Annotated in this window: 12 protein-coding genes and 1 pseudogene; 2 read left to right on the forward strand and 11 right to left on the reverse strand. The window is 68.9% G+C overall.

Annotation, left to right across the window (positions count from 1 at the left end):
- Positions 1 to 27 precede the first annotated feature (27 nt).
- From AC1ROC_RS09920 to AC1ROC_RS09935, 4 genes are read right to left on the reverse strand one after another with little or no spacing between them, the layout of a single operon-like run.
- Positions 28 to 852 carry a carbohydrate ABC transporter permease gene (locus AC1ROC_RS09920; RefSeq protein ID WP_085367338.1) on the reverse strand — a complete coding sequence of 275 codons (825 nt, stop codon included), beginning with the start codon at positions 850 to 852 and terminating at the stop codon, positions 28 to 30.
- Complete coding sequence (locus AC1ROC_RS09925) at positions 849 to 1,817, reverse strand: carbohydrate ABC transporter permease (protein WP_492999884.1); 969 nt, start codon at positions 1,815 to 1,817, stop codon at positions 849 to 851. Before AC1ROC_RS09925 ends, AC1ROC_RS09920 begins: the two co-directional genes overlap by 4 nt.
- Positions 1,814 to 3,178 (reverse strand): extracellular solute-binding protein, encoded by a 1,365-nt coding sequence (locus tag AC1ROC_RS09930; protein WP_492999886.1) that lies wholly within the window; start codon positions 3,176 to 3,178, stop codon positions 1,814 to 1,816. Before AC1ROC_RS09930 ends, AC1ROC_RS09925 begins: the two co-directional genes overlap by 4 nt.
- Before the next feature lie 47 nt (positions 3,179 to 3,225).
- The gene (locus tag AC1ROC_RS09935) at positions 3,226 to 4,197 is read right to left on the reverse strand and encodes a carbohydrate kinase family protein (RefSeq protein ID WP_492999888.1); all 972 of its coding nucleotides are present in this window, start codon (positions 4,195 to 4,197) and stop codon (positions 3,226 to 3,228) included.
- A 213-nt stretch (positions 4,198 to 4,410) separates the two neighbouring features.
- Between AC1ROC_RS09935 and AC1ROC_RS09940 the strand changes: the two genes are divergently transcribed.
- Together AC1ROC_RS09940 and AC1ROC_RS09945 are read left to right on the forward strand one after the other, a co-directional pair.
- Positions 4,411 to 5,187: a DeoR/GlpR family DNA-binding transcription regulator gene (locus tag AC1ROC_RS09940; RefSeq protein ID WP_085367342.1), complete on the forward strand. Its 777-nt coding sequence runs from the start codon at positions 4,411 to 4,413 to the stop codon at positions 5,185 to 5,187.
- Positions 5,184 to 6,542, forward strand: a complete 1,359-nt coding sequence (locus AC1ROC_RS09945) for a 6-phospho-beta-glucosidase (RefSeq protein ID WP_492999890.1) — start codon at positions 5,184 to 5,186, stop codon at positions 6,540 to 6,542. The genes AC1ROC_RS09940 and AC1ROC_RS09945 overlap by 4 nt, the downstream gene beginning before the upstream one ends.
- Here the strand turns inward: AC1ROC_RS09945 and AC1ROC_RS09950 are convergent.
- The 7 genes and pseudogenes from AC1ROC_RS09950 to AC1ROC_RS09980 form a co-directional block, all read right to left on the reverse strand.
- The gene (locus AC1ROC_RS09950; RefSeq protein WP_085367344.1) at positions 6,532 to 7,275 is read right to left on the reverse strand and encodes an HAD-IIB family hydrolase; all 744 of its coding nucleotides are present in this window, start codon (positions 7,273 to 7,275) and stop codon (positions 6,532 to 6,534) included. The genes AC1ROC_RS09945 and AC1ROC_RS09950 overlap by 11 nt on opposite strands.
- Positions 7,276 to 7,374: 99 nt before the next feature.
- A pseudogene (locus AC1ROC_RS09955) lies at positions 7,375 to 8,379 on the reverse strand (LacI family DNA-binding transcriptional regulator); the annotation flags it as partial.
- Positions 8,361 to 12,947: a polysaccharide lyase family 8 super-sandwich domain-containing protein gene (locus AC1ROC_RS09960; RefSeq protein WP_492999892.1), complete on the reverse strand. Its 4,587-nt coding sequence runs from the start codon at positions 12,945 to 12,947 to the stop codon at positions 8,361 to 8,363. The gene AC1ROC_RS09960 and the pseudogene AC1ROC_RS09955, both read right to left, overlap by 19 nt.
- A 39-nt stretch (positions 12,948 to 12,986) precedes the next feature.
- Positions 12,987 to 14,081, reverse strand: coding sequence for a glycoside hydrolase family 130 protein (locus tag AC1ROC_RS09965; protein WP_085367347.1), 1,095 nt, complete (start codon positions 14,079 to 14,081; stop codon positions 12,987 to 12,989).
- A gap of 40 nt (positions 14,082 to 14,121) precedes the next feature.
- On the reverse strand, positions 14,122 to 14,994 hold the full coding sequence (locus AC1ROC_RS09970; protein WP_085367348.1) for a carbohydrate ABC transporter permease: 873 nt from the start codon (positions 14,992 to 14,994) through the stop codon (positions 14,122 to 14,124).
- The gene (locus AC1ROC_RS09975) at positions 14,994 to 15,905 is read right to left on the reverse strand and encodes a carbohydrate ABC transporter permease (RefSeq protein WP_085367349.1); all 912 of its coding nucleotides are present in this window, start codon (positions 15,903 to 15,905) and stop codon (positions 14,994 to 14,996) included. The genes AC1ROC_RS09970 and AC1ROC_RS09975 overlap by 1 nt, the downstream gene beginning before the upstream one ends.
- A 61-nt stretch (positions 15,906 to 15,966) precedes the next feature.
- Positions 15,967 to 17,298 carry an ABC transporter substrate-binding protein gene (locus AC1ROC_RS09980; protein WP_085367350.1) on the reverse strand — a complete coding sequence of 444 codons (1,332 nt, stop codon included), beginning with the start codon at positions 17,296 to 17,298 and terminating at the stop codon, positions 15,967 to 15,969.
- Positions 17,299 to 17,337: the final 39 nt, after the last annotated feature.

Genomic DNA, 17,337 nt, shown 5'->3' on the forward strand with positions numbered 1-17,337 from the left:
GGTGAGGTTTTGTCGTCTATAGCGGCGTCATTTCGCGGAGATGCCGCCGAGCATCCCGGAGATGAAGCGCTTCTGGAGGAAGAAGTACAGGACGACGATGGGGATGGCGACGATGATGCCCGCCGCGCTCAGGAGCGAGTAGTCGGTGAGATGCTCGCCCTTGAAGAATGCGAGGCCGAGCGGCGCCGTCCTGCGGTCCTCGCTGGTGATGAGGACGAGGGGCATCAGGAACTCGTTCCAGGTCCACATGGCGACCAGCACGCACATCGTCATGATGGGGGCGAGCGACGGCGGCACGATCACCTGCCAGAGCACGCGCAGGTCGCGGGCGCCGTCGATGCGGGCCGCCTCGATGATCTCGCCGGGGAAGGCGCGGAACTGGTTGCGCATCCAGAAGATGCCGAACGCGAGCGACTGCGCGGTCTGCGGCAGGATGAGGCTCTGGTACGAGTCGGTGAGGCCGACGCTGCGCAGGTTGAAGTACAGCGGGATGATGAACGCCTCCGCGGGCAGCATGAGCCCGGCGAGCATCACGAAGAAGATGATGCCGGAGCCGGCGAAGTCGAGGCGGGCGAAGGCGAACCCGGCGAGCACGGACAGCACGGTGGTGAGGACGATCACCCCGAGCGTGACGACGATGCTCGAGAACATGTACGTGGCGAAGTGCCCTTCGGTCCATGCCGTGGCGAAGTTGCCGAGGTCGATCTTCGTCGGAAGGGCGAACCCGCCCTGGTTGTCCGCCGACGGCGTGACCGCGGAGAACAGCACCCCGACCAGCGGGATGACGGCGAACAGGGCGAAGAGGGAGAGGACGATGTAGTCGACGATCTTCTCGCGGCGGGTGAGCCTCATTGCACGTCCTTCGGCTGGATCCGGCTGATCAGGGCGGTGACGACCATGATCACGAGGGTCAGGGCGATGGCCACGGCGGCGGCCGAGCCGACCTGTCCCGTGTTGAACGCCCGGTTGTACGCCTCGTACGCCGGCACGGTGGTCGAGGTGCCAGGGCCGCCTCCCGTCGTCACGTAGACGAGGTCGAAGGTCTTCAGCGCCGAGACGATGGTGAGGGTGAGCGCCACGGCGATCTGGCCACGCAGCGCGGGGAGCGTGATGGAGAAGAACTCGCGCGCCGCCCCCGCTCCGTCGAGCCGCGCCGCCTCGAACAGCTCCGGCTGGATGTTGCCGACGCCGGAGAGGAACAGCACGAGGCACAGCCCGATGTTGAGCCAGGTGCCGACGAACCCGATCGCGGGGAGCGCGAACGCGTAGTCGCCGAGCCAGACCCTGGCGAGCCCGTCGAGGCCGAGGAACCGCAGGGTCTCGTTGACCAGGCCGTCCTGCGAGTAGATCGAGACCCAGATCGTCGCGACGACGACCGAGGCGATCACCTGCGGGAGGAACAGGACGGTGCGGAAGGCGCTCATCCCGCGCAGGGCGTTCGCGCGGGAGATGAGGGCGGTGAGGAACAGTGCGAGCACCACGGGGATCACGGCGTAGAACACCATCAGGATGAGCGCGTGCCCGAACGCGCCGCGCAGCGCCGTGTCGGTGAACACCGAGACGTAGTTCGCGAATCCGGCCCAGGTGGCGGGCGAGAGGCCGTCCCAGTCGTAGAACGAGTACTGGACGGTCTGGATGAACGGCCAGCCGAGGAAGACCGCGAACACGAGGAACGCGGGCAGCACATAGAGGTATGCGACCAGGCTGCGCTTCCTGCGTCGCCCCGCCCGGCCGGAGCGTACTGCTCCGGCCGGGCTGACAGCCGGTCGGACGGCGGGGGCGACCGCCTGTCCGTCCTTGTGTGCGGTCACGGTCATCCGTTCTTCTTCGTGAAGGCGGCGTAGTCGTCCTGCAGCGTCTGCGTGAACTGCTCGGGCGTCGCCTTCTCGGCGATCAGATCCTGAGCGGCCGCGGTGATGGTGTCGTAGAACGTCGGCGTCGCGTAGTCGAGGTACGGGGTGATGCCGTTCGACTTCGAGATGGTGATGTAGTTCGCGGTGACGTCGCCGGTGACCGTGCCGGTGGCCTGCTCGGACCCGCTCGGCACGACCGTCGGCAGGTTGCCCGTCTTCACGAGCACCTCGGACGCGTTCTTGTCCGTGACGAAGTCGATGTACGCGGCCGCCGCGTTCGCGTTCTTCGACTTGGACGTGATCGCCCAGGCCAGGCCCTCTCCGCCCATCGTGACGGGCGTGTCCGATCCGGCGGGCTTCAGCGCGGTGAAGCCGATGTCCTTGGATGCCGTCGCCTCGGCCAGCGTCGCCAGGTACCAGGTGCCGGTGATGAGGAACGCCGAGTCGCCGTTGCCGAACGAGGCGACCGCCGCATCCCGGGAGACGCCGTTGGCGCCGGGGGTGATGTACCCGGACTTCTGCCAGCCCTGCACGACGTCGGCCGCCTTCACCTCGTCGGCGCCCGTCCACGAACCGCTGGAGCCGTTGACGAGGTCGTTGACCTTCTGCGATCCGGCCAGCGCCGACAACGCGAACCCGTACAGGTGGATGCCGGGGCTCTTCTCCACGTCGCCGTACGCCAGCGGCAGCGAACCGGCGGCCTTCACCTTGGCCATGTCCGCGGTGAGCTCGTCGAGCGAGGTCGGCGCCTCGCTGATGCCCGCCTTCTGCAGCACGGCCTTGTTGTAGTAGAGGCCGACGAGCTCGCCGGTCTGCGAGACGCCGTAGAGGTCGTCGCCCTGCCACTTCTTGCCGTCGGACGAGAACGAGTTGAGCTTGAGCAGGCTCGACGGGTAGTAGTCGTTCCACTTGTAGAGGTCGGCGTAGTCGTCGACGGGCCGGAGCAGCCCGGCCTTCACGAACGCGCCCATGTCCGGGTAGCCCTGATTGGCCTGGACCACATCCGGCGGGTTGTCGCCGGAGAGCGCGAGCTTGAGCGTGGTCTTCAGGTCGGAGAACGACCGGGAGACCCGCTTGATGGTCACGTTGGGGTACTTCTTGGTGAAGGCGGCGTTCAGCTGCTTCTGCGCGTCGTCGATGCCGCCGTCGGTGTTCTGATCCCACACGGTCAGGGTGACCTTGCTGCTGCCGAAGTCTTTGGAGACCGGTCCGAGGCTCTGCGTTCCGGATGGCGCCGAGCCGCCCGGCGCGCACGCGGTGAGTCCGAGAGCGATCGCGGTGAGGGCGCCGGCGAGCAGCGCCACCTTGCTGGTGTGTCTCTTCATTGCAGTGTCCGTTCGGTTGGGGTGCGAGGGTGCGAGGGATCGATGGGTCAGTGCGAGCCGGTGGGCACGCGCATGCGGTCGAGGAACGACCAATCGCCCGCCGGGTTGCGACGGTCGACGAAGTCGATGAGGTCCTGCGGCCGCGGCGCGCTGGCCGCGCCGCCGAGACCGGTGACGGAGATGGTCGCGCTGAGCGACGCGAAGCGGAGGCGGGTGCGCAGGTCCCAGTCGTGGCCGAGCGCTGCCATGAACGTGGCGACGAAGACGTCGCCCGCCCCTGTCGGGTCGACGGCCGCGACGGGCACGGCCTCCACCTCGACGATCTCCCCCGCCGCGGAGTCGACGGCGACGACGCCGCGCGGTCCCCTGGTGACGACGGCGAGCGGCACGTGCTCCGCCAGTGCTTTGGCCGCCGCCACCGCGTCGTCGGTGCGCGTGTACTGCATCGCCTCCGCGTCGTTGGGCACGAACACGTCCACCTCGGAGAGGCGGCGAAGCACGTCGCCCGACCAGTCTCCCGAGGCGTCCCAGCCGACGCCGCCGACCACCGTGGTGCCCGCTGCGCGCATCCGGCCGACCCAGGCGGGCAGTTCGTGGGCGACGCCGACGTGGGTCGCGCCGATGGGGCCGAGGTCGTCAGGGACGTCTTGGTGCCCGAGCTCCACCTGGTAGGTGATGAAGGAGCGGTCCTCCGGGGTGGTGAGCGACACGGTGACAGGGCTCTGATGGTCGGCGATGCGTTCGAGCAGGCGGGTGTCGAGGCCGGGCTCGTCGTCGAGCATCCGGTGGATGTGCTCGCCGAGCGGGTCGTCGCCGAGGCGCGACAGCAGCAGAGTGGATGCGCCGGCCCGCGCAGCAGCGACCGCCCGGTTCGCGACGCCTCCCGCCGTGATGGTGAAGGCGTCCGCGTAGACCTCTGCTCCCACGGCGGGGACGTCCACGCCGGAGAAGACGACGTCGCAGAAGATCTCGCCGGCGAACAGGAGCTCGGCTCCCTGGTGCAGCGGTCGTTCGATCACGGGCTCTCCTCTTCGTTGCGGATCCGCGGGGTTCGACACTCGATGCTCGACTTTGCGTGACTATGCGACGGAACCGCTGATATTCAGCAAGCTTGAGCAGCGAGTGTTTCGATTACATTACCTGCGTGACGCACTTTTGTTAAGTTTGCGTATCTGAGTATTTTCTCTGCTCGTGTTTGCGCGACTCTGCTCATCTGTGAGTAGAGTGTCACCATGATTCTTCGCGAACGGCAGAACCGCATCCTGTCTGCGCTGCGGACGGACGGCTCCGCCTCCGTGCGCGAGCTGGCCGAAGCACTGGCCGTCAGCGAGTCGACCATCCGCAGAGACCTGGAGCTGCTCGACCGCAACGGCGAGCTGACCCGCACCTACGGCGGGGCGGTCCTCACGCCCGGCGCCACCGTGGAGGACCACGGCCGCAGCGCGGAGGAGGGCACCTTCGACGAGACGACGGACGCCGACCTCAAGCGCCGCATGGCGGAGGCGGCGGCCGCGATGGTCACCGACGGCAGCGTCATCATCCTGGACATCGGCACGACCACCCCGCTGGTCGCTCGCCTCCTGCGCGGCAGGGACATCACCGTCATCACCTCCAGCCTCGCCGTCTTCGACGAGCTGCGCGACGACGACGCCGTGCGCCTGGTGCTGCTCGGCGGCGTCGTCCGCCGCAACTACCGCACCCTGGTCGGCTCGCTCGCCGAGCTCGCCCTCAGCCAGGTGAGCGCCGACATCGTGTTCCTCTCCTGCACGGGCGTGCGGGCTAACGGGCACGTCGTGGACAACATGGCCGTCGAGGCGCCGATCAAGCAGTCGATGATCGCCGCCTCCGACCGTGTGGTGCTGCTCGCCTCCGAAGCCAAGTTCCCCGGGACAGGAGCCCTGCGGCTCTGCTCCCTCACCGAAGTGGATGCGCTGGTCACCACGACCGGCGCTCCGGAAGAAACGCTCGCACTGTGCCGGAACGCCGGCGGAGAGGTCACTGTCGTATGAAGCTCTGCATCCTCGGAGGCGGCGGATTCCGCACGCCGTACGTCTACCAGGCCCTCCTGCGGGACACCGGTTCACCGCGCGTCGAAGAGGTGGCCCTCTACGACGTGGACGAGAACCGTCTGCACACGATGGTCGCCATCCTCACCGAGCTGGCCGCCGGGTTCCCCGACGCGCCGCGCCTCGTGCCGACCACCGACCTGCACCGCGCCGTCGAGGGCAGCGACTTCATCTTCGCCGCCCTCCGCGTCGGCGGCCTGGAGGGACGCCGCTGCGATGAGCACGTCGCCCTCGACCTCAACGTCCTCGGCCAGGAGACCACCGGCCCTGGCGGACTCGCATACGCCATCCGCACCGTGCCCGTGATGGTCGAGGCGGCGAAGGCGATCAAGGACCTCGCCCCCAACGCGTACGTGATGAACTTCACCAACCCGGCCGGCATCATCACCGAGGCCATGCAGTCGGTGCTCGGCGACCGCGTGCTCGGCATCTGCGACACCCCGTCCGGCCTCGGCCGTCGTGTCGCGGGCCTGCTCGGCCTCGACCACACGCGCGTGCAGATGGACTACGTCGGCCTCAACCACCTGGGCTGGATGCGCCGCCTCCTCTACGACGGCCGTGACGTGCTCCCCGAGCTGCTGGCCGACGACGCCCTGCTCGGCGCGCTCGAGGAGGGCCACGTGTTCGGGGCGGACTGGATCCGCAACCTCGGCTCCGTGCCCAACGAGTACCTGTACTACTACTACTTCAACCGCGACGCCGTGCAGACGATCCGGGAGTCCGGCAAGACCCGCGGCGACTTCCTCGCCGACTCGCAGAGCGCCTTCTACACCAAGGCGTCCGACGCCGGCCAGGGCGTCGCCGAGCTGTGGCGCACCACCGTCGAGCGTCGCAGCGCCTCGTACATGGCCGAGGCGAAGGGCGGCACCCAGGATGCGCCGACCCACGTCAAGGAGCGCGAGCAGGACCCGTCGCACCAGGGATACGCGGGCGTCGCCCTCGGCGTGATGGCCGCGATCAGCCGCAACGAGCGCCAGACGATGATCCTCAACGTGCGCAACAACGGCACCATCCACGGGCTGCCGGACGACGCCGTCGTCGAGGTGCCCACCCTGGTGGACGCGAACGGCGTGCATCCGCTGACCACCGACCAGCCCGACCTGCACCAGGTGGGCCTGATGTCGCTGGTGAAGTCGGTGGAACGGCACACCATCGCCGCGGCGCTCACCGGCTCGAAGGAAGAGGCGGTGGCGGCGTTCGCCCTGCATCCCCTGGTCGACAGCGTGACCGTCGCCCGCTCGCTCGTCGCCGGCTACATCGAGCGCATCCCGGAGGTGGCGGCGGTCCTCACGAAGTGACGAGCAGTCCTTCGACGATGGCCGCCGTCTCCGACGGATCGGACACCGACCTGGTGGGGATTCCGAGCGCGATCACGGGATAGTCGTTGCCGTCCGGGTCCAGCCGGTCTCCGATGAAGAGCATGTCGGAGAAGGGGATCCCGGTCAGCGACGAGAGCTTGGTCATCCCGTACGCCTTGTCCACGCCGTGGCGGGTGATGTCGATGCTCGTCGAGCCTCCTGCGCGCACCTCCAGGCCGGGAAGCCGGGACTGGACGGCGGCGCGGAGCAGGTTCCTCCGCGTCCCGTCGCGGTCCCAGGCGGCCTTCTTGTCGATGGGCGCCAGCTGACCGAGCCCGGAGAACGTGATCTGCGACCCGCGATCCTCCAGCACGGGACCCCAGGTGTCCTTCTCCCAGAGCCCGAGGCGCGACGCCTCTTCCTGGACCGTCGCTAGCGTTTGCGTCCGCTCCGTATCGGTCAGGTTCTCGGCGTACTGCAGTCTCCATCCCGCGCCGTCCCAGCGGTAGTAGCGCGTGCCGCAGGTGGGCATGAGGTGGAGCCGGTCGAGCCGTGCCGACCCTGGCAGCTGGGAGAGCAGCTGGTCGCGGAACTGCTCGAACCTCCCTCCCGAGATCACGCACACCTCGGAGACGTCGAGCAGGCTGGTGAGCAGCTCGATCATCCGGGGAGCGGCGGGCGACTTGGACGGGGCGAGGGTGTCGTCGAGATCGAAGGCGACGAGGCGGGGCATCAGCGGGACCTTTCGTGGGGGGGTGGTGGATGGTGGCGCCGTGCTGGCGCGCACGACGAGTTCTGCGGGCGGGAGCTCGGCCTCGGCGACGGGATCCCCGCCCAGCAGGGCGACCAGACGGAGGCCGCATGCCCGACCCCAGGCGTATGCGTCGCGTCGCACGCTGGTGATGGCGGGCTCCGTCACGAGCGCGAACGAGCTGTCGTCGAGGCTGATGACGGAAAGGCTCTCCGGCACCCGCATCCCCCGGCGCCCGATCACGCCCATCCCGGCCGAAGCCAGGAGTCCGGTGTCGTAGAGGATCCCGGTGGGCGGTGCCTTGAACCCGAGCAGCCGGTCGGTGGCCGTCCGCGCAGAGGCCGGCGACGGGTCGGTGAGGCCGATCACGCGCGCGGACAACCCGAGCGCACGCGATTCGTCGGCGAACGCCTTCTGCCGTCGCGCCGACCGCAGCGTCCCGGTCTCGGCGACGATGGCGATGCGCTCGTGTCCGGCCGCGGCCAGGTGGCGCACGGCCTGGGCTGTGCCCTCCCACTCGTCCGCATTCGCCACCACGTGCTCCGCGACGAGGAACGGGAGACCGAGGACGGTCAGAGCGGCCGGACGGTCGTCGGAGGTGCGCAGATCGACGATCAGGATGCCGTCGACCTGCGACTCGCGCACGAACCGGTCGTACGCACCCGTCTCCTCCGCGGCCGATGAGACCACCCGGACCACGAGGGCGGTGTCCGTCGCAGCGAGCGCCGTGCCGACCCCGTCGATGAACCCGGCGAGGTCGGAGCACGCGCCAGGGCTGACCCCGTGCCGTCCGACCACCAGGCCGACGCTCCTCGGGCGGTCCAAGGAGAGCGCCCGCGCTCGCGCGTTCGGCTTCCAGCCGAGGTCGTCCGCCGCCCGGAGGATGCGCTCCGTCGTCGCCTCGCTGAGGCCGCGGCGTCCGTTGAAGACGAACGACACGGCGCTCTTGGAGACCCGTGCTCGCGCAGCGACGTCCGAGATGGTGACGCGGCTCCTGCCCGCCTCCTGGACGACCCGCTGGGCGGGAACCGGACCCGAACCGGTTCCCGCCTGAAGGCCGGCGCCTGCTATCCGGCGACGGCCCATGGGCCGTTCGCGGAGCCAGGAGCCTGGTTGCGGGAGTACCACTTGGCGACGTAGACGACGCCCTTGTAGCTCGCCTTCTCCCCGGCGTTGAAGATGCGCGACGGAGTCCACAGCGCCGTGCCGTCCGGCGCGGTGGCGATCTCCTGCCACGGGCCGGTCGCCCCACCCGGGACATCCGAGCGGCTGTACCAGGAGGCCAGGTACGTCTTGCCCTGATAGACGACCGTTTCCCCGCCGTTGAAGACCCGGGATGCCGTCCACGCCGTCGCGCCGTCCTCGGTCAGCGCGAGCTCCTGCCAGGCGCCGGTGTTGCTCGCGCCGGGCTGCTCGCCCTTGGTCGACCATCCCGCCGTATACACCGACCCGCGATAGCTGACGATGTCCCCGGTCTTGTACGTCGTGGTCTTGCTCCAGGCGGCCGGGAGGGTGACCGTGACGACGACGGTCGTGCTGGCGCCCTCCACCGTGTCGCTGCCGGAGTACGTCGCCGTCAGCGTGTGGTCGCCTGCCGCAAGGCCAGAGGGGAGGGTGAACGTGGCGACGCCGTCACGCAGCGGCGCGACACCTCGATCCTTCGACCCCTCCGTCAGCGTCACCTGACCGCTGACCGGGAGCGGGGACGACACCGTGACGGTGACGGTCGCGGCGGTTCCCCATTTCGCGGTGACGGCCGGCGCACTGATGCTCGCCGTGGCGCGGAGCCCGTCGATCGCGGCCTTCAGCGCTGCGGCGCGGCCGTCGATCGCGGCCTGGGTGGCATCGGCGGCCTTGAGCGTCGCCCTCGCGGCTTCCAGGGCGGGCAGAACGGGCGCCCAGGTCGCGGCGGCGTACTGCGTGCTGTCGAGACCGGCGGCGCGGTCGACCAATGCCTGCAGCGCACTCCGGTCGACCGCCACCGTGACGGGGCACCGGACGAACTCGTCGCCAGCGGCGTGCACCAGCACGATGGAGGTGCTTCCCGGCGCCCCTGTCGTGAGGGCGACAGCGATGGTCCCGTCCGCAGCGGGCTGCGGCGCGGCCGAGACCGCCGCGACCGACGGGTCGAGCGAGTACGCCGTGAAGGAGTCCCCCGCGTCGACCGGGCTGATCTTCGCCGTCATCGTGGCAGTGCTCTCGCGGTCCGCCGTCACAGGAGCCTGGCAGGTCAGGCTGTAGCCGCCGTAGACCTCGAACTCCCAGATGTTGAGCCCGTACTTGGTCGCCGGCGAGCCGATCACGCGGACGTAGCGCGCCTCCGCCGTCGGGAAGTCCGTCGTGTCACGACGGTGATCCGCGGTGCCGGAGTTCTGCACGTGGGCGAGCTGGGTCCAGTCGGTGCCGTTCACCGAGCCCTCGAGCTGGTAGTCGGTCGAGTTGCCCGACTCCCACTCCACCACCGCTTGGGACACCGGCCGCACAGAGCCGAGGTCCACCTGCAGCCAGTTGCGGTTGGTGTACGGAGCAGTGCCGGTCGGCCGCGCCGACGACCACTTGGTGGTCTTCGAGCTGTCGGTGGCGGCGGTGGGCTGGACGTTCGCCAGGTTGTTGTAGACGCTGTCCGCCGTGGTCGGCTTGCCCGCGGCCAGGTTCACCCGCCCGCCGGCGGTCGGCGCCGCGGTGATGGCGCCGTCCCCGAACACCTCGAACTCCCACAGCGAGACCCCGTAGGTGGTCAGCGCCCGCTTCACCGTCTGCATCCGGACGTAGCGACCGGTCGCGTTCAGCGCCACGAGGTCCGTGCCGCCGTCGCTCCCCGCTGCCGGGGTGGCGTATGCATCGCGCCAGGTGCGGCCGTCGTCCGAGACCTGGATCTTGTACTGGCTGGCGTACGACGCCTCCCAGAACAACCGTGCTGCACCGATCTTCTGCACGCTGCCGAGGTCGACCTGCAGCCAGGACGCATCCGGTGAGCCCGTCCTGTCGGCGATCCACCTGGTGGTCGCGTTCCCGTCCGTCGCGCTCGCCGGACTCGTTCCGTCGGACGCCGTGGTGGGGGCGCCGAGGGCGAGGTTGACGCGGGAGAGAGCGGAGAACTCCCCGACCGAGTACGACCCGCCGCCCGGCCCGTCCAGGGGCAGGATGCGGACGAAGTTCGCCGCGGTGGCCGGGAAGTCGACGTGCTGGTGTCCACCCGTCCCGTTCTGGACGAGCTTCTGATCGGTCCAGGTCGTGCCGTCCAGGGAGGTCTGGACGAGGAACCGGGTGGCGTAGTCGCTTCCCCAGTCGACGTCGGCGCCCATGGCGTACGAGCCGGCGGTCAGCCGCTGGCGGAGCCACGGCGCTGCGCCGGACGACTGCCACGTCGTCGCGGTGTCCCCATCGCCTGCCAGCGACGGGCCGTGACCGGCCACAGACCCGCTCGCGGTGTACGGCGAGCCGGCCGAGTCGTCGGCGGCGAGCGGCTCCGTGACGGTCTTGCCCAGGTTCGCCCCTGTGCCGAGCACGAAGGAACCGTGGGACGCCGACGCTCCGCCGCTCAGGGTCACATCCACGAGGATCCCGGGCTGGCTGGGGTTCGACAGGCTCACCACCGGGGTCCCGGAGGACTCGTCGAGCATCACGATGCTCGGCTGGCTCACCGAGAGGGTGCGGCCGTCGCCGAGGTCGAGCGAACCGGCCCGGTAGAAGGTCGCCATCGTCCGCTTGAGGCCGGCGTGCTGGACCGCCTGCACCGACGAATCGTTGCGGAGGATCTTCACGGCGGGGTTCGCCGCGTACGCCTCGGTCTGCGCGGCCGACTTGGCGGGGAGCACGATGTACTCGTATCCGGCGTTGCTCGGCTTCACCCCGTGGTCGAAGTACAGCGAGAACGCGTCGTGGCTCTCCGGCTGGTCACCGTAGTAGCTGCCCGTCTGCGTCTTGTCGGAGACGGTCACCGCCTGGTCGGACGGGAACACGTAGCCGACCTTGTCGTTGTAGGCCCACGACGGGTCGCCGACGACTCTGCCGTCCGTCCCGGACTCGACCTTCTGCCCGTCCACCGACGCGTTGCCCTTCGCGGCGACCTGGTTGACCGTGGTGTGGATGGGCGCGGCCGACGTCGACTGGATGCCGGCGCCGAGCGCCACCATCTCGTCGTCGAAGTAGTAGTAGCTCTTCTGCGCCTGGGTGCCGACCCTGTCCAGGCTCTCCACCGTCGCGCCGTACATGCCGTCCGACACGCCGCCGGTGAACGCCCCGCCGTTGGCCGAGCGGCCGTCCTTGCCGAGGGTGGTCTCCTTCACGTACGGCACGGTGGTGCCGGGGTAGTGGAACCAGTCGAATGCCGGACCGAGGTCGGTGTACTCCTTGTTGGTCACCTGGATGGCCGTGGTGCCTGTGCGGTTCCAGACGACCTCGTTGCCGACGTCCTTGCGGATGGTGGACCGGTACTCGCTGCCCACGGTGCGGCTGGAGTTCAGACCGGTCACGATGCCGTAGTCCGCCCGCTGGTGCGACGAGAACTCCGACCGCCAGAAGTATGTGTCGCCGATCGCGCCGTTGCCGGCGGTCTTGCCCCGGATGTTGTCCGCCATCTGGCGGTAGGCGGTCGCGTAGAGCGGGTCGGTGCGCGCCATCCTGTCCAGTGGATCCAGGAAGACGGCCGCGTAACTCGTCACGCCGTCGACGGTCGTGGCCGGACGGTAGAGGAGGTACAGCATCTCGATCTCGCCGCGGATCAGCCAGCGGGTGCCGTCGACGATGTAGAACGCGATGGTGTCCAGCTGGTCGCGGGTGAAGGCCAGGCTCGTGCCGCGGGCGGAGTCCGCCCACATCGCCACCATCGTGAACAGCGCCATGCCGTAGCCCTCGCTGTAGAGCTGCGCGCCATGCGCCCAGAACGTCGCATCCGGCTGCACGGCTTCCTGCACGGTGCCGGAGTCGTCCACCGCCACCGTCTGCACCATCGTGGCGAAGCCCGCGGTGATCGCGGCGGCATCCCGGGTGGCGAGCGCCTTGTAGAGGTAGTCGGAGGTGCGCCAGGCGCCGTTCGCGCCCGCCGGATCGAGCTTGCCCTGGTTGTGCTTGATCGCCAGCGCCGCCGCATCCGGGCTCAGCGCGTCCCCGACGAAGATGGAGATGCGGCCCATGGCGATGGACTCGCCGATCTCGGTCTCCCACCAGTTGGTGTTCCCCGGATTCACCGCGTCCCAGTATGCGAGCGCCCGCTGCTCCGCGTCGATCAGCTTCGCGTCTCCGTGGCCCGTCGCCGATGGGTCGCGGTACGCCTGAGCGATCGCGACCATCCGGTAGAGCGCCTTGTACGCATCCCAGGTCTTGCCGTTCGCCGAGCTCGTCGTGTCCTGGTAGTTCACGTCCGACCAGGAGCCGTCCGCGTTCTGCGATGCGACGTAGTCGAGCGCGTTCGAGGTCTGCGCCAGGTAGATGCCGTTGGCGATCTGCACCTCGTCGCCCTGGCTCAGGTAGTAGTCCTGCAAGCGGTTGACGATCGTGGAGACGTCCGTCTCCAGATCCGCCGCCTGTGCGGGCGCGGCCAGGCCGGCGATGCTCAGCAGGGCGACGACGAGGGATGCGACCAGCGCCGACAGGCGCGAGCGGCGGGCGAGCGAGAGACGTGGAGCGTTCGGGTCTTCAGGATGACGCATCATTGCGCAGGACTCCTTGTTCGCTGAGGTGGGGGTTGGGGGTCAGGGGGTGCGGACCAGGCGTGCGACCGAGATCCGGGTGTCGGCCGCACCGTAGAAGACGAAGTGCTCCCCGCCGATCTTCTCGATCGCGGTGGGGAAGAGCACGTTCGCCACCGTGCCAGCGGTCTCGTCCGCTGTCTCGGGGGTCATCAGGGGCTCGCTGGTCCTGGCGAGGACCCGCGACGGGTCGTCGGCGTCGAGCAGCATGGCGCCGACGACGTAGCGCACGGTGAACGCCTGCGGCACGAACGAGCCGCCCGGCAGGTCGCCGGTGACGCCGTGGTGCAGCAGCAGCCAGCCCTCCGGCACGCGGAGCGGAGCGGGGCCTGCGCCGATCTTCAGCGCCTCCCAGTCGTACTCCGGGCCGGCGACGAACCGGTGGCCGGCCGGCCTGGTCAGCGCCGTCAGGTCGCGAACGGCCTCATCGACGGGGATGTACGAGATCCAGATGCTGGCGCGCGCGTCCGTCACACCGGCAGGCAGCGGTGGCTGCTCCTCGGGGCGCACGAAGCCGAAGTCCCACATCGGCCGGTGCAGCATCGCGAAGCTGGGGCGGCCATCCGGGTCGGAGACGATCTCGGGGAAGAAGACGACGTCCTTGTTCGGGAACAGGTTGAGGTCGGTGTCGAGGGCGTCGTCGTAAGCGAACTGGATCGGGCCGAGTCTGCGCCAGGTCACACCGTCGGTCGAGACGGCGAGCGCCGGTTTCGGGCCGAGCGGGCCGAACGCCACGTAAGACATCACGTGGATGCCGAGATCCTTCAGCGGGGTGATGCGCGGGTCCTCGACGCCGCCGTGACCCGTGCCGTGCTCCCAGCCGCGGTCCGCCTCCAGCGCGACCTCCAGCCCGTCGACTGCGGTCGGCACGCCGTCGGTCACCACGACCCTGGCCCGGCCGATGCTGGACACGTTGTGCTCGGCCACCAGACGGGGGAAGAGGTGCACGGTCCCATCCGGGTCCTGCACCGTCGCGGGGTTGAGCACGCCGTCGACCTGGCGCGGATCTGCCGGGTCCGGCTCCATGACGACGCCGGCGCGCTCGAGGACATACGGGACGGTGACAGCGGTGCTGACGGCGGGGACGGTGGTGGACAACAGGACCTCTCTTGCGGGGTAGATGGTGCGGGGAACGGGGTCAGCCCTTGACGGCGCCGACGACGCCGTTGACCAGGTAGCGCTGAATGAAGATGTAGCCGACGATCAACGGCGCGGCGACGATGAACGTGGCCGCCGCGAGGAGCGGCCACTGGTTGCCGTACGTGCCCTTGAACGCGTAGAGCCCGACGGTCACCGGGAACTTGGTGGGGTCGGCGAGCAGGACGGTCGCGAGGATGATCTCGTTCCAGATCCACACCGCCTGCAGGATGAACACGGTCACCAGGGCCGGGCGGGCCAGCGGCAGGATGAACGTGAAGAGGTAGCGCCAGTAGCCCACCCCATCCATCGCGGCGGCCTCGTCGAGCTCGCGCGGGATCGACTTCACGAACCCGCTCAGCAGCAGCGGGCCGACTCCGACGCCGACGCCGACCAGCAGGATGTAGCCGAGTTGCGTGTCGTACAGCCCGAGCCGCAGGAGCAGCTGGAACTGGGTGATCAGGGCGTTCGGCAGGAACAGCACGAGCACGAACACGATGGACCAGTACTTGGCGCCGCGGACGTAGCCGCGGGCGACCGGGAACGCCAGCACCAGCGTGAGCAGGGTGCCGATGGCCGATCCCGCTGCGGTGTAGATCACGCTGTTCAGGATGTACGCGCCGAAGTCACCCTTCTCCCACGCGGTGGCGAAGTTGCTCCACTGCGGGTCGGAGACCAGGCCGACGGGGTTCGCCACGAACTCCGCCTGCGATTTCAGCGCGGTGTTGAGCAGGTAGAGCAGCGGGAACAGGAACACGATCATCAGGATGAGCGCGCAGATGTACGCGCCGACCGGGATACGCCGCCGACGGCGCACCGTCGTCTCGCTGGAGCGTTCCCTCGTCGCCGGCAGCGATTCGGTGGACGTGGTCATCACAGTTTCGCCTCTCGTCGGCGCAGAATCGTCAGGGCGATGATCGAGACGACGGCCACCAGCACGAACTGGACCATCGAGACCGCTGCCGCGTAGCCCTGCGACTGCGACAGCGTCGTACCGGATGCTCCGCCGAAGCCCTGCACGTAGACCAGGAGCGAGAGCACCTGGGTGGAGCGGTTGTTCGGACCGCTGAGCACGTAGATCAGCTGATAGCTCTGCAGGGCGTTGACGATGCCGAGGAGCACGTTCGCCGTGATCGACGGAGCGAGCAGGGGCACCGTGACGCTCCGGAAACGCTGCCAGCCGTTCGCGCCGTCGATCTCGGCCGCTTCGTTCAGCTCCTCCGGAACCGCCTGGAGCCCGGAGAGGAAGATGATGACGGAGACGCCGAGCACCATCCACACCTGCACGACGATCACGAGCGTCAGCGCGAGGCGCGGGTCGCCGAAGAACGCCGACTTGCCGCCGAAGAGGTCGAGCAGCGACGCGGCCGGCCCGCCGCTCACGTTGAAGATCAGGGACCAGACGAGGCCGGTCACGGTCACGCCCAGGATGGTGGGCATGAACACCACGGCGCGGTAGAAGTTGCGGCCCCTGAGCCGGCGGTTCAGCAGCACGGCGATGGCCAGGGCGACCACGATCTGCACCACGGTGCTCGCGACGGCGAAGATGATGGTGTTCCGCAGCGCGTTCGCGCTGTCCGCCCATTTGGCCGGCGAGAAGAAGTCGACGTAGTTCTGCAGGCCGACGAAGTTGATCGGGAGGCCGGGCAGACCACGGAGGTCGGTGAAGGATGCGACGAGCACGCCGATCGCCGGCACGAAGCCGAAGATGCCGAGCAGCAGCATCCCGAGCCCGAAGGTGACCCGGACCGGCGTGCGGCGGGGGAAGGGGAATGATTCAGTCATGGTGTCTCTCGACGCCCGGGGCGGGTGGCCGGCACTGCTGCCGGCCACCCTCCCGGCAGCGTCATCCGGCCGCCGACCACGCCTTCTGAGCAGCCTCGGCGGCTTGCTCAGGCGTCGCGGAACCGAGAGGGCTCAGGGCGGGGTAGTTGAACGGGAAGACCGCATCCTGACCGGCCTTGTTGTTGGCGAACCAGACCTGGTCCCACGCCGGCTCGTACGACTTCGTGTACTCGCCGATCGACTGGAGGAACGCACTGGTGGATGCGTCCGGCTGAGCCGATGAGAAGCCCGACTTGCTGAGGAACAGCTCGTAGTTGGTCTTGTCGGAGAAGAACTTCAGCCAGGCGAGCGCCGCCGTCTTGTTCTTTGCGGAGGTCGGGACGGCGAGCTGGAGCTCGGTCTTCCCGTTCAGCAGCGCGTTGTCCGATGCCTTGTCCGATCCGGGGAAGGGGAAGTAGCCGTAGTCGAACGACTTCGCGACCGCCGCGTCGAGCGTCGGCTGATCCCAGGTTCCGTCGACCGTCATCGCGAAGTCGCCCGCCGCGAACCCGGCAGGGATGGAGGCGTAGTCGGCCCCCGCCGCACCTTGCTGCGAGTTCTGCAGCACGAATTCGGTCTGCTGCAGCACCTTGACCTCTGTCGGGTCGGTGAGCTTGGCCTTGTTCGTCCAGAGTTCCTTCGCCAGCTGCTGCTTGTCGGCGACCGTCGGGTAGAGCGACGCGACCGAGGCGAGCATCGGAAGACCGGCCGGCCAGCTGTCCTTGCCGCCCATCCCGAACGGGGTGACGCCCTTGGCCTTGAGCGCGTCGACGACGGCCGTGAACTCGCTCCAGGTGGTGGGGACCTTCAGCCCGTTGTCCGCGAAGATCTTCTTGTTGTAGAAGACGCCCGTGTAGTAGCTGACGCCGGTCGGCACCGCGTACTGCTTGCCGCCGATGGCCTGCGCGTCGAGCAGGCTCGGCGTGTACTTCTTCAGGAACGCCTCGTCGGTGAGGTCGACGAGGGCGCCGGCCTTGGCCAGTCGCGCGTCGTCCGTCGCGGCGTCCTTGGCGTACGAGGGCGTCTCCATGAGGCCCTTCACCACGAACAGGTCGAGGTTGCCCGCGGTGAGGCGGGACGACTTGGTGGCCGGATAGTTGTCGTTGGAGACGGTGGAGAAGACCACGTCCACCTTCGGGTACTTCTTCTCGAATGCGTCGTTGACCGCGCGGAATCCGGCGTCGGTGGCGTCGCTGCTCGAGACGAGGAGCTGGAGCTTGCCGCTCGGCTCACCGCCGTTCGTGTCGCCGGTGCCGCTGGAGCAGGCCGCCAGCCCGCCGATCGTGGCCGCCGCAACGACGCCGGCGATGATCCGCCGGCCGAGTGTCGTGCTGCGCAACCTCTTCGTCGCCATGTGATGTCTCCTCATCGAGTTCGGGTCGGTGCAGGTGCA

It is taken from the genome of Leifsonia sp. GW821-FHT13C05, from assembly GCF_058806515.1.

Bases quoted from the DNA above. Each gene is read 5' to 3' on its own strand.
- AC1ROC_RS09920 (WP_085367338.1), bottom strand. From the start codon at position 852: ATGAGGCTCACCCGCCGCGAGAAGATCGTCGACTACATCGTCCTCTCC.
- AC1ROC_RS09925 (WP_492999884.1), bottom strand. From the start codon at position 1,817: ATGACCGTGACCGCACACAAGGACGGACAGGCGGTCGCCCCCGCCGTC.
- AC1ROC_RS09930 (WP_492999886.1), bottom strand. From the start codon at position 3,178: ATGAAGAGACACACCAGCAAGGTGGCGCTGCTCGCCGGCGCCCTCACC.
- AC1ROC_RS09940 (WP_085367342.1), top strand. From the start codon at position 4,411: ATGATTCTTCGCGAACGGCAGAACCGCATCCTGTCTGCGCTGCGGACG.
- AC1ROC_RS09945 (WP_492999890.1), top strand. From the start codon at position 5,184: ATGAAGCTCTGCATCCTCGGAGGCGGCGGATTCCGCACGCCGTACGTC.
- AC1ROC_RS09950 (WP_085367344.1), bottom strand. From the start codon at position 7,275: ATGCCCCGCCTCGTCGCCTTCGATCTCGACGACACCCTCGCCCCGTCC.
- AC1ROC_RS09960 (WP_492999892.1), bottom strand. From the start codon at position 12,947: ATGATGCGTCATCCTGAAGACCCGAACGCTCCACGTCTCTCGCTCGCC.
- AC1ROC_RS09970 (WP_085367348.1), bottom strand. From the start codon at position 14,994: ATGACCACGTCCACCGAATCGCTGCCGGCGACGAGGGAACGCTCCAGC.
- AC1ROC_RS09975 (WP_085367349.1), bottom strand. From the start codon at position 15,905: ATGACTGAATCATTCCCCTTCCCCCGCCGCACGCCGGTCCGGGTCACC.
- AC1ROC_RS09980 (WP_085367350.1), bottom strand. From the start codon at position 17,298: ATGGCGACGAAGAGGTTGCGCAGCACGACACTCGGCCGGCGGATCATC.